Annotated in this window: 11 protein-coding genes; 1 reads left to right on the top strand and 10 read right to left on the bottom strand. The window is 53.4% G+C overall.

Annotated features, from left to right (window positions below):
* Positions 1 to 70: 70 nt before the first annotated feature.
* From ugpB to ACJY2G_RS18050, 7 genes are all read right to left on the bottom strand, one after another.
* The gene (gene ugpB, locus ACJY2G_RS18020) at positions 71 to 1384 is read right to left on the bottom strand and encodes a sn-glycerol-3-phosphate ABC transporter substrate-binding protein UgpB (RefSeq protein ID WP_112291887.1); all 1314 of its coding nucleotides are present in this window, start codon (positions 1382 to 1384) and stop codon (positions 71 to 73) included.
* A 221-nt stretch (positions 1385 to 1605) separates the two neighbouring features.
* Positions 1606 to 2793: a PLP-dependent aminotransferase family protein gene (locus tag ACJY2G_RS18025; RefSeq protein WP_430320583.1), complete on the bottom strand. Its 1188-nt coding sequence runs from the start codon at positions 2791 to 2793 to the stop codon at positions 1606 to 1608.
* Positions 2794 to 2924: 131 nt separating this feature from the next.
* On the bottom strand, positions 2925 to 3626 hold the full coding sequence (livF, locus tag ACJY2G_RS18030) for a high-affinity branched-chain amino acid ABC transporter ATP-binding protein LivF (RefSeq protein ID WP_112291891.1): 702 nt from the start codon (positions 3624 to 3626) through the stop codon (positions 2925 to 2927).
* A gap of 27 nt (positions 3627 to 3653) precedes the next feature.
* The gene (gene livG, locus ACJY2G_RS18035; protein WP_013577465.1) at positions 3654 to 4424 is read right to left on the bottom strand and encodes a high-affinity branched-chain amino acid ABC transporter ATP-binding protein LivG; all 771 of its coding nucleotides are present in this window, start codon (positions 4422 to 4424) and stop codon (positions 3654 to 3656) included.
* Positions 4421 to 5710 (bottom strand): high-affinity branched-chain amino acid ABC transporter permease LivM, encoded by a 1290-nt coding sequence (locus tag ACJY2G_RS18040; protein ID WP_120162778.1) that lies wholly within the window; start codon positions 5708 to 5710, stop codon positions 4421 to 4423. The genes livG and ACJY2G_RS18040 overlap by 4 nt, the downstream gene beginning before the upstream one ends.
* Complete coding sequence (livH, locus tag ACJY2G_RS18045; RefSeq protein ID WP_113878018.1) at positions 5707 to 6633, bottom strand: high-affinity branched-chain amino acid ABC transporter permease LivH; 927 nt, start codon at positions 6631 to 6633, stop codon at positions 5707 to 5709. The genes ACJY2G_RS18040 and livH overlap by 4 nt, the downstream gene beginning before the upstream one ends.
* A gap of 214 nt (positions 6634 to 6847) precedes the next feature.
* Positions 6848 to 7960, bottom strand: coding sequence for a branched-chain amino acid ABC transporter substrate-binding protein (locus ACJY2G_RS18050; RefSeq protein ID WP_112290547.1), 1113 nt, complete (start codon positions 7958 to 7960; stop codon positions 6848 to 6850).
* A 405-nt stretch (positions 7961 to 8365) separates the two neighbouring features.
* Between ACJY2G_RS18050 and panM the strand changes: the two genes are divergently transcribed.
* On the top strand, positions 8366 to 8743 hold the full coding sequence (gene panM / locus ACJY2G_RS18055) for an aspartate 1-decarboxylase autocleavage activator PanM (RefSeq protein ID WP_439291975.1): 378 nt from the start codon (positions 8366 to 8368) through the stop codon (positions 8741 to 8743).
* A 41-nt stretch (positions 8744 to 8784) separates the two neighbouring features.
* Here the strand turns inward: panM and ACJY2G_RS18060 are convergent, their stop codons facing one another.
* The 3 genes from ACJY2G_RS18060 to ACJY2G_RS18070 form a co-directional block, all read right to left on the bottom strand.
* Entirely contained in the window at positions 8785 to 10089 is a 1305-nt protein-coding gene (locus ACJY2G_RS18060; protein ID WP_113878020.1) for an MFS transporter, read from the bottom strand.
* Between the two features lie 92 nt (positions 10090 to 10181).
* Positions 10182 to 11396, bottom strand: coding sequence for an L-rhamnonate dehydratase (gene rhmD / locus ACJY2G_RS18065; RefSeq protein WP_113878037.1), 1215 nt, complete (start codon positions 11394 to 11396; stop codon positions 10182 to 10184).
* 17 nt (positions 11397 to 11413) lie between these two features.
* Positions 11414 to 12319, bottom strand: a complete 906-nt coding sequence (locus ACJY2G_RS18070; RefSeq protein ID WP_113878021.1) for a dihydrodipicolinate synthase family protein — start codon at positions 12317 to 12319, stop codon at positions 11414 to 11416.

Consider the following 12319-nt stretch of genomic DNA (forward strand, 5'->3'; position numbering starts at 1 on the left):
GACGACTAAGGAGCTGCCATTAATACCCCACCCCAGCCCTCCCCTTCGCAGGGGAGGGAGCAAAACGGGATTACTTAGTAGAAGCTTCGAAGCGACGGAGTAACAAATTCCCGCGCTGTACTGCAGTGTCTAACGCTTCTTTCGCCGTTTTCTTACCGCTCCATACGCTTTCCAGTTCTTCATCCACGATGGTACGGATCTGCGGCATGTTACCCAGACGCAGGCCTTTGGTGAACGGTAACGGTGGCTTGTTCAGCATCTGGCGGGTGGCGACGTCAGAACCCGGGTTCTTCTCGTAAAAGCCATCTTTTTTGGTCAGTTCATACGCTGCGGTGGTCACAGGCAGATAACCGGTTTTCTGGTGCCATTCGGCTGCGATTTCCGGCGTGGTCAGGAATTGCAGGAATTCGGCAACGCCTTTGTAGGTGTCTTTATCTTTGCCATTCATCACCCACAGGCTTGCGCCGCCGATGATGGCGTTTTGTGGTGCGCCTTTGATGTCTGCGTCGTAAGGCATCATGCCCACGCCGTAGTTGAATTTGGAATACTGACGGATGTCGGCCAGTGAACCGGAAGACGCGGTGGTCATCGCGCAATCACCGTTATAGAACTTGGCGGTGGATTCATCTTTACGACCAAAATAGGTGAAATCACCTTTCTTGTTCATGTCTTCCAGCATCTGGATGTGTTTGATTTGCTCTGGTTTGTTGAATTCCAGAACCGCATCAGTGCCATCGAAGCCGTTGTTTTTGGTGGCGATTGGCAGACCGTGCCAGGCGCTGAAGTTCTCAATCTGGATCCAGCCCTGCCAGCCGCTGGCGTAACCACATTTCATGCCCGCTTCACGCAATTTCTCGGTGTAGGCGGCCATATCCTGCCAGGTTTTCGGCGGCTGATCCGGGTTCAGACCGGCTTTCTTAAAGGCATCTTTGTTGTAATACAGCACCGGCGTAGAGCTGTTGAATGGCTGTGACAGCAGGCGGCCTTTGGAATCGGAGTAATAACCGGAAACAGTCGGCACGAACTGAGAAACGTCTTCTTTAATGCCCGCATCGCTGAACACTTCGTAAACCGGTTTGATGGCTTTGCTGGCCATCATGGTCGCAGTGCCCACTTCGTAAACCTGCAAAATCGCCGGAGCATTACCGGTACGGTATGCCGCGATACCGGCCGCCAGGCTTTCGTCGTATTTGCCTTTATAGACAGGCACGATTTTGACATCAGGGTGCGTCTGGTTAAAACGGTCGGCCAGCGAGTTCACTTCTTTGCCTAACTCGCCGTCCATTGAGTGCCAGAAAGGAATTTCTGTCACAGCGAAAGCATTGGCGCTGAAAGCCAGCGTCAGCGCGGTGCCGATAACCGTTTTTTTGAGGTTGATGAACATGCCTGTCTCCTGAATTCTGCTGGTGTGCTGCAAGTGCAGAGAAATAATGGATGTTAAGAAACGTTTTTAATCGCAGGTAAAATGACACGGCTAAATGACAGAAAAATAACCGTTAAATGACAATGAAGTTACAGCAGCGTTAAATGCAGGTGACGGACAGATGGCAAAAAATAAGGCGCATCAGGTTAACGATGCGCCTCAGGGAATACGAAAAAGAGGGATTACAGTGCGCGTTTCAGACGGGCGACCGCCTCGTGCATTTGCTCTTCGGTTGCGGTCGCGAAGGAAAGACGGAAGGTCGAGTGATCCGGGTTATCGGCATAGAAGAATTCGCCCGGCACAAACACCACGCCCTGCTCCAGCGTCTTTTTCATCCATTCAGCGCAATTACGCGGCTCGCGGAAACGCGCCCACAGGAACATGCCGCCTTTCGGGTATTCAAACGTCAGCACGTCGCCCAGCTCGCGTTCCAGCAGTTCGGCCATGATCTGGCATTTCTTTTTATACGCCGCACGGATGGTTTCGATCTGCTTCGGCAGACGACCCAAACCGAGATAGTATTCCGCGATAGTCTGCGACAGCGCGCTGGCGTGCAGATCTGCGGCCTGTTTGATGATGGCAACTTTGTGCAGCAGCCAGTCAGGCATAATCACCCAGCCCAGACGCAGGCCCGGTGCCAGAATTTTAGAGAACGTCGAGGTGTAGATGATGTTTTCGGCGTGACCGAACAGCGATTTCGACAGCTCGAACAGCGTCGGCTGGCGTTCATCGGTGAAACGCAGTTCGCCATACGGGTCATCTTCTACAATCAGGAATTCGTGCTGTGCTGCCAGTTTCACCAGTTGCTCACGACGGGCGCGGCTCAGGGTCACGCCGCTCGGGTTACCAAACGTTGGCACCAGATACACGCCTTTGATTTTCTGCGTTTTCAGCAGTTCCGCCAGTTCATCAACAATCATGCCGTCGCCGTCAGAACCGACGGACAGCAGTTTAGCTTCGGCCAGTTCCAGCGTCTGTAACGCTGCCAGATAGGTCGGGCGTTCCACCACAAACACGTCATCCGGGTTAACCACGGCGCGCATCACCAGATCCAGCGCCTGCTGAGAGCCTGCGGTGACCACGATGTCGTCGGGGCTCGCCACCACGCCACGTTCCTGACAAAGCTCAGCAATACGCTCACGCAGCGTATAACTGCCTTCGGTCAGGCCATACTGAAAAGCTTGCTCAGGCTGTTCGGTGATCGCCAGTTGTGTAGCTTCACGCAGGCCGTCGAAATCAAAAAGCGCTGAAGAAGGAATACCACCCGCCAGTGAGATAACGCCTTCCATTTTGCTGTGTTTCAGCAATTCCCGGATGGCCGAACTTTTAAGCCTGACCATACGGGCGGCGAGTAAACCTTCTGTGTTCATGACATGTTCCTGATGATGTGCAAAGTTATAAGAATGTAAGAGATGTTAATTTATAGACAAAATAAAAACCGCAAAGCGCTTGCCGTGCGGTTTACCAGATTTATCACAGATTTTTAAAATGTGAAGCCACTTTATGCACCGAGATAGGCTGCACGCACCGCTTCGTTCGCCAGCAAGGCCGCACCGGTGTCTTCCAGCACCACATGACCGTTTTCCAGCACATAACCACGGTCGGCGAGTTTCAGCGCCTGATTGGCGTTTTGCTCGACCAGGAAGATGGTCATCCCTTCTTCGCGCAGTTGCTGGATGGTGTCGAAAATCTGCTGGATGATGATGGGTGCCAGCCCCAGCGACGGCTCATCGAGCAGCAGCAAACGCGGCTGGCTCATCAGCGCACGACCAATTGCCAGCATCTGTTGCTCACCGCCGGACATGGTGCCCGAACGCTGAATGCGGCGCTCTTTCAGACGCGGGAACAGCGTAAACACGCGCTCCAGACGGGCATGATACTGGTCGCGTGTGGCAAAAAATCCGCCCATCGCCAGATTCTCTTCCACCGTCATACGTGAAAACACGCGACGGCCTTCCGGCACAATCGCGATATCGCCGCGCATGATTTTGGCGGTTTGCCACTGCGTGATGTCCTGACCTTCGAAAATGATCGAGCCGTTCGTCGCACGCGGTTCGCCACACAAACTGCCGAGCAGCGTGGTTTTACCCGCGCCGTTCGCGCCGATCAGCGTGACGATTTCCCCTTTATTAATACTCAGGCTGACTTCATGCAGCGCCTGAATTTTGCCGTAATGGGCGGATACCTGATTGAATGACAACATCTTGTTCTGTCCCTTAGCCTTCGCCCATCAACCTTCGCCTAAATAGGCGCGGATCACGTCAGGATTATTACGAATTTCAGCCGGTGTGCCTTGTGCCAGCGGCGTGCCCTGATTCACCACGTAGATGCGGTCGGAAATGCCCATCACCAGTTTCATGTCGTGCTCAATCAGCAGAACCGACACGTTGTGCTGGTTACGCAGTTCGGCAATCAGCTGATTCAGCTCTTCGGTTTCACGCGGGTTAAGACCGGCAGCCGGTTCATCGAGCATCAGGATTTCCGGGCGCGTGACCATGCAGCGGACAATTTCCAGACGGCGTTGCTGACCGTAAGCCAGATTGCCCGCCTGACGGTTTGCCAGCTCGAGTAATCCGACACGTTCCAGCCAGTCGGCAGCGCGATCGAGCGCATCCGCTTCGGCGCGACGGAATCCCGGCGTTTTGAACAGCCCCGCCAGTACGCCGCTTTTCAGGTGCTGATGCTGGGCGACCAGCAGGTTTTCAATCACCGTCATTTCGCGGAACAGACGCACGTGCTGGAAAGTACGCACCACACCCATGCGGGCAATTTTCTGCCCCGGCAATCCTTCCAGATGCTGGTCACGCAGTTTAATAGTGCCGCCGCTCGGTTTATAGAAACCGGTCAGGCAGTTAAATACCGTGGTTTTACCGGCACCGTTCGGGCCGATCAGCGAAACAATTTCGCCCTGGTTGAGGTTTAGCGCCACGTTGTTGACCGCCAGCAGGCCGCCAAAACGCATCATCAATCCCTCAACCGCTAACAGAGGTTGCGTACTCATGCCTGTTCCCCCTGATCCGCGATTTGTTTCTTCGAAAGCTTCAGTTTGAGATGAACACGTTTCATCGGCAGCAAGCCCTGCGGACGCCAGATCATCATCAGCACCATTAACGCACCGAGCAGCAACATGCTGTATTCGTTGAGGTCACGCATCAGTTCACGGGAAACCACCAGCAAAATAGCCGCCAGAATGACGGCAAACTGCGAGCCCATCCCGCCGAGCACGACGATAGCCAGCACGAAAGCGGATTCCGCAAAGGTGAAGGATTCCGGGCTGACAAAGCCCTGACGCGCGGCAAACAGCGTACCGGCGAAACCGGCAAATGCGGCGCTGATAGTGAACGCGGTCAGTTTGATGCGGGTCGGGTTCAGCCCCAGAGAACGGCAGGCAATTTCATCCTCACGCAACGCTTCCCACGCTCGCCCCAGCGGCATACGCAGCAGACGGTTGATGATGAACAAGGTCGCGATCACCAGCAGCAGCGCCACCATATACAGGAAGATAATGCGGTCGCTCGGATCGTACGCCACATGGAAGAAATTACTGAAAGTGTCCCAGCCGCCGTCACGCGGCGTCCGGCTGAATTCCAGCCCGAACAGCGTCGGTTTTGGGATCTGGCTGATGCCGTTCGGCCCGCCGGTCAGTTCGGTATTATTGAGCAGAAGGATACGGACGATTTCGCCGAACCCGAGCGTCACAATCGCCAGATAGTCACCCCGCAACCGCAGCACCGGGAATCCGAGCAGGAAACCAAACGCCGCCGACACCAGTCCGGCCAGCGGTAATGCTTCCCAGAATCCGATGCCGTAATAGTGATTGAGCAGCGCGTAGGTGTAAGCGCCGATGGCATAAAAACCGCCGTAACCCAGTACCAGCAGGCCGGACAATCCGACCACCACGTTCAGACCGAGACCCAGCATGATGTAGATCAGGGTCAGCGTGGCGATATCCACCGTGCCGCGCGAGACGATAAACGGCCAGGCGATAGCGGCGATAATCAGCACCAGCACCAGCAGTTTTTGTTTCGGCGTCGAGCCATCAAAGCTCGGCAAAACCCAGCCCGGTCCGGAGACTTTTTTCAGGCTGCTGCTGACCATCGGGCGGAACAACTGAAACACGAAGACGATGGCGCAGCCGATGGCAATCCACGTCCAGCGCACTTCACCGGCCCCGTTGACCACCAGTTTTGTACCGTCGAGGCTCAGCTGTAATCCCATGATGAACGCGGCCAGCACCAGCAGAACGAAAGCCGAGACCAGCGCATTTAACAGATTCAGGCGCTTCATACTTTCTCAACCTCCGGACGTCCGAGAATACCGGTTGGCAGCACCAGCAACACGACGATCAGCAAGGCGAAGGACACCACATCTTTGTATTCGGTGCTCAGATACGCCGAGGTCAGCGCTTCGGCCACGCCTAAAATCAGGCCGCCGATCATCGCGCCCGGAATGCTGCCGATGCCGCCGAGAACCGCCGCGGTGAAGGCTTTCATCCCGGCCATAAAGCCGATGTAGGGGTTAATCACGCCGTAGAACTGACCGAGCAGAACGCCCGCGACGGCGGCCATTAATGCGCCAATGACGAAAGTCAGCGAGATCACGCGGTCAGTGCTGATCCCCAGCAGGCTGGCCATTTTCAGATCTTCCGCACAAGCGCGGCAGGCACGTCCCATACGCGAATAACGGATGAACAACGTCAGCGCCAGCATCGCGACAAACGTGACTATCCAGATAATCAGTTGCATGGTGCTGATGGTCGCGGCGAAACCATTCGCCTCGCCCAGAGTCCACTGGCCGGTCACCAGACTGGGTAAAGCGAGATCGCGTGAGCCCTGCGTGAGGCTGACGTAGTTTTGCAGAAAAATGGACATCCCGATGGCAGAAATCAGTGCAATCAGACGCTTGGAGTTACGCACCGGCTTATACGCCACGCGTTCAATACTCCAGCCGTAGGCACTGGAAATCACAATCGCGGCGATAAAACCGGCACCGATCAGCAACCAGCTGGCGTCGATACCCATCATCATCAGAGCGGCGATTACGATAAAGGAGACATAACTGCCGATCATATACACCTCGCCGTGGGCGAAGTTGATCATGCCGATAATGCCGTAAACCATGGTGTAACCAATGGCGATCAGCGCATAAGTGCTGCCCAACGTGACACCGTTGAACATCTGCTGAATGAAATAGAGGAACTGCTCTGACATACCCTATCCTTATTAATCAAGGGTTTGAAGACTTGCATAGCTCCTCCCCCTGCGAAGGGGGAGGCCGGGAGGGGGTTTTAATGGCAAAACTAAAGCCAAAGCACACTTCAAGTCTTTGATTCGCCATTAATACCCCACCCCAACCCTCCCCTTCGCAGGGGAGGGAGCAGAACGGTGAATACCTCTCTCTTCGCAGCGAAAGGTGTTAAGACCATTATTTGATTGGGGTAGACGTGCCGTCCTTATGCCACTCGAAAATACCGAATTCGAATCCTTTCAGGTCACCTTTCTCATCCCAGCTCAGCGGACCCATGACAGTATCCACTGACGCTGATTTCAGATTTTTAGCGATGTCAGCCGGTTCCATGCTGCCGCTGCGTTCCATACCGGTGGTCAGCGCCTGCAATGCAGCGTAAGTCGTCCAGACGAACGGACCGGTTGGATCCAGTTTTTTGGCTTTCAGCGCATCAACGATTGGCTGGTTAGCCGGAACCTGGTCATAACGTTTTGGCAGCGTCACCAGCATACCTTCAGAGGCATCACCGGCGATGTTAGACAACGAGGAGTTGCCCACGCCTTCCGGACCCATGAATTTGGCGTTCAGACCGGCTTGCTTGGACTGGCGCAGGATCTGGCCCATCTCCGGGTAGTAGCCGCCGAAGTAAACGAAATCGACGTTTTCTTTCTTCAGACGTGCCACCAGCGTGGAGAAGTCTTTATCACCTGCGGTCACACCTTCAAAAAGAACGACGTTGCCGCCACCTTTTTTCAGCGCGTCCTGCACGGAACGGGCCAGGCCTTCGCCGTATTGCTGTTTGTCATGCACAACGGCGATACGTTTTGGTTTGATGGTGTCGAGGATGTATTTGGCTGCTGTCGGGCCCTGATCGGAATCCAGACCGGTGGTGCGCATCACCATTTTATAACCGCGGGTGGTCAGGTCAGCGTTGGTCGCGGCCGGAGTGATCATCAGCACGCCTTCATCTTCATAGATGTCAGAAGCAGGCTGAGTAGAGGAAGAGCACAGGTGGCCGATCACGTAACGGATACCGTCGTTGATCACTTTGTTCGCTACCGCAACCGCTTGTTTCGGGTCACAGGCATCGTCATATTCCACGCCAACCAGTTTGTCACCTTTCACGCCGCCTTTGGCGTTGATGTCAGCGATGGCTTGTTTTGCACCTGTAAATTCCATGTCACCGTACTGGGCGACCGGACCTGACATAGCACCAACAATGGCGACTTTAATATCTTTTGCGAATGCCGCCTGACTCATTGCTAATGCAATACAACCTGCCAGCCAGATCTTACCCTTCATTGCTTTCATCCGATTACCCCGTTCATGTGTGTGTTGTGGTTTGCTCTTTGTTGCCTGTTTAAAACATCATCACTTAGGAAATTTAGTATAAGTAATAACGAGTTAACGGCTTATTTCGTCTTATTTTCGAATAAGACTTTATAATTCATATCATTAAACAGGAATTTTCTTCTGCAAATCAAATAGCACAATCAGAAATATGAGGTGTAAACAGAATTTTATTTGGGTGAAAAGGCGGGCGCGGATGTAAACAATCAGTCGTTAACACTGGCTTTATTGATTAAAGCCAACATTTATCGCTTATGCAGAGATCGCTAAAAAACTTTTCGACCTGTTACTGTACAAAAAAAGTTACGCCCGTTCTGCAGAACGATCCGCTACACTGATCGCCTCCTTTTTCTGACCTTCCGCATCATGAAACTAACTATCCAAAAACTGACGTCACTCAGCGCGCAGGGCCTGATCGATCTGGCAAAAATCTGGCCGGAGCAAACCGAAAGTGACTGGCAAGCCAGCCTGCAAAACGACCGTGCGCTGTTTGCGGCGGTGTTTAATGAACGCATTCTGGGCGCGGTGAAAATTGCGCTTGATGGCAATCAGGCTGAACTGAGTGATTTGCTGGTGCGCGACGTCACGCGTCGTCGCGGTGTCGGGCTGTATCTGATGGAAGATGTGCAGACGCAGCTGCCGCAGGTGAAAAGCTGGACGATGAAAGCAGAACCTGAGCCCGTGCTGGATGCGTTTATGCAGGCATGTGGTTTTCACAATGAAAAAGGTGTGTGGCGCAAATAAGTGCTACAGGCGCCCCGTCCCCGGGCGCCTGGGTTTCCCTTTTACTGACTGGTTTTCAGCTGGCTCTCCGGCAATTTTGGTGTTTCAGGTTTTGCCCTGAGAAGCGCTATCGCGACCACGCCAAACAACGTGATGCCGCAAAGGGTGAGTAAGCCGGCAATATTATTCGAGAACATACTATCCGCGGCCACACGGATTTGTGGTGCCAGGAATCCGCCAATCGCCCCGAACAGATTGATGAAACCAATCCCCGCCGCCAGCGCACTGCCGCTGAGCAACGTGGTCGGAATGGTCCAGAACACCGGCTGTACGGCAATAAACCCAACGGCGGCAAAGCACAGCGCACCTATCGCCAGCACCGGACTGGCAACCAGAGCAGAACCCCCAATCCCCAGCCCGGCGGCCAGTAAGGTGAACGCGGCTATCGAGCGTAAATGGCCAGTTTTATCGGCATAGCGCGGAATAAAGAAGGTGCCGAACATCGCCGCAATCCAGGGAACAGACGCGATCAGCGACGCACTGAAACCGACTTTTGTTCCCAGCAAACTGGCGACCTGCGTCGGCAGGAAGAAAATCAGCCCGTATACGCCAATCTGAATAATCAGGTAAACCAGCCCGAGGTGCCAGATAGCCGGAATGCTGAAGGCATCCCGCAGGCGCGAATTCTGTTTCAGTTTCTCTTCTTTCGCCAGTTCACCGATCAGCGCCTGTTTTTGTTCAGCTGACAGGAAACGCGCCGTCGACGGGCCATTATCGAGATACCAGAATGTCCAGATACCGGCCATCACCGCCAGCACCCCTTCAATCATAAACATCCAGAACCAGCCCGGATGTCCGGCAAAACCGTGCATCTCCAGCAACGCACCGGAAAGCGGGCTGCCAAACGTCAGCGCCAGCGGAACGCCCATATAAAATAATCCCATCACCGAAGCCCGGTTTTTGGCCGGGAACCACAGGGATGTCAGGTAGATCATGCCGGGGAAGAATCCGGCCTCGGCAGCACCCAGCAGAAACCGCACCAGCAGGAATTTGAATTCCGTGTCGGCAAAAGCCATTGCTGACGAGAGAACGCCCCACACCAGCGTGGTGCAGCCAATCCATTGTTTGGCACCGAACTTTTTCATTAATAAATTTCCCGGCGCACCGAGAAAAGCATAAGCGACGAAGAATATTCCCGCCCCCATAGCAAAAGCTTCATTACTTAATCCGGTATCAATCTGGTAAGACTCTTTCGCAAAACCAATATTCGCCCGATCCAGAAAGGCCAATATATATAACGAAAGCATAAAAGGAATCAGACGCCAGCGGGTTTTCTCAACGGCTTTATTTAATATCGTCGTCATAATATGAACCTTTTTATAACCGGCCTGTTATTAGTCAAAAAGGATATCAATAACAGGCCGAAGTAAACGTTCGGATAAATAGTCTGTCGCAGAAATTAATGCTGATATGGGCGGGTTAATTTGCACTCAGGATTTAATTCCACCCCGAATCCCGGTTTATCCAGTACCGATTTATGAATACGTCCGTTCACCGGCACCGGCTCATCAAGCAGGATTGGCGCAAACTGCGCACGGGTGTGGTCAGCCTCAGGTGCAGTCATCAGGAACTCGCTGAAAGGCGTATTGGTGAAGGTAATCACCGCATGATGTGAATACACGGAGGAACCGTGCGGCACCACTAATTGCCCTTTCGCCTTGGCGATGGCGGCGATTTCCAGCAAGGTGGTGAGCCCGCCACACCAGCCCACGTCAGGCTGCATGATATCGACGCCGGTTTCTGACAACGTCTGGAAAGACTCCAGCGTGCCGTGGTGTTCACCGGTGGTGACCATCATCCCGGCTGGTGCGTTGCGTTTGATTTCGCGGTAACCTTCATACTGTTGCGGCGGCAGACATTCCTCAATCCATTTGAGGTTATACGGCGCACAGGCATGCGCCACTTTGGTAGCGAAATTAACGTCCATCGACATCCAGCAGTCAAGCATCAGCCAGAAATCCGGGCCGCATTTCTCGCGCATATCCGCCACCATAGCAGCCGTTTCACGTACGCCGTGGTCGCCATCATGCGGGCCAAAATGCGTCACCATTTTGCCACCGATGAAGCCCATCTCTTTGGCCAGATCCGGACGTGAACCGGTGGCGTAGAACTGGATTTCATCGCGCACTGCGCCCCCGAGCAGTTTATACACCGGCAGTTGCGCACATTTACCAAACAGATCCCACAGCGCCAGGTCGACGCAGGAAATAGTATTCATCACCAGACCGCCGCTGCCGGCGTAGAACATCGTGGATCGCATCATCTGGTCGTGGATCAGTTTGATTTCTGAGACACAGCGCCCTTCAATAAAACGGTTGAGATGTTTTTCGACAATAAAACACCCCATTTCACCCGCCGTAGACACCGCAAAACCGGTGACGCCATTGTCGGCTTCTATTTCAACCACCAGCGTACCCAATACGTTAATACCGAATGACTGTCGGGATTGTTCATATTCTTTATATTTACTCATTGGCGTACAGACTTTATCGTCGATCCAGTGTTTTTCCTGCTGGTCATGATAATCTGCACCGCCACTGCCTTTTTCTGCAGTCGCACCGCCCATGAAATAAGCACGAATTTCTTTAATTTTAGGTAATACTCTTGATTCCATCATAATATAAACTCCGTTTATTTTATCAGGGTAAGGAGAGAGGTTATTTCTTTATTCAGGGAAAAGCTTAAATCATCTATCTTTTGCTTTATTTCATCCGAAAGCGGAATTTTATTTTCGCCCAACGGGAAACCACGTAATGACATGCCGAGTTTATATCCCAGAGGAAAAGGCAATGACGCCATCATCGACATCACGGGTAATGCGGCAAATTGTAATGCCTTCGATTGTTCCGTTTTTCCTTCGCTGAAGAGATCATAAATTTTACGCATCACTTCCGGCAAAACGCCTGCGGTCGCGGTCACGCTGCCGGTGGCTCCGGCACATAATGCGGAGAAGAAAAATTCTTCCCGGCCGGTCATCACAGCAAAATCTGCGTCTTCCCGCGGACAACAGGACAGCATTTTCATCATGCCGACGGCATCACCGCTGGAATCTTTAATACCGACAATATTCGGATGGGCTGCCAGTTCAGCGACACTTTCGGCATTTAACGGATCGGCGAAAAACGGGATGTTATACAGGCATAACGGCAGATTTACCGCGCTGGCAACCTGGCGAAAAACAGTGGTCAGCGTCGCAGCATCATAGTGATAAAACGAAGGCGGCATCAGCACGACCCCGCTGGCGCCGGCGCGTTCTGCCGCATGTGCCAGTGCGATGCTTTCATCCGTCGTGGTCGCCGGGATCCCCGCCCAGACGGGGACGCGTCCGGCAGTCTGTTCAACGACGGTTTCGACTACCGCACGCTTTTGCTCAACGTCCATATAACCGGCTTCGCCCACCGAACTCACCGGGAACAGAGCACTCAGGCCAGCCGCTATCTGAAAATCGACAATTTTGCGCAACATGTCCATGTCCGGCTGCCCTGCTTTCCAGGGGGTTAACATGGCGCTGATGACTCCTGAAGGTCGTAACATCAT

This window comes from Rahnella sp. ATs2 (genome assembly GCF_051851855.1).
Taxonomy (GTDB): domain Bacteria; phylum Pseudomonadota; class Gammaproteobacteria; order Enterobacterales; family Enterobacteriaceae; genus Rahnella; species Rahnella variigena.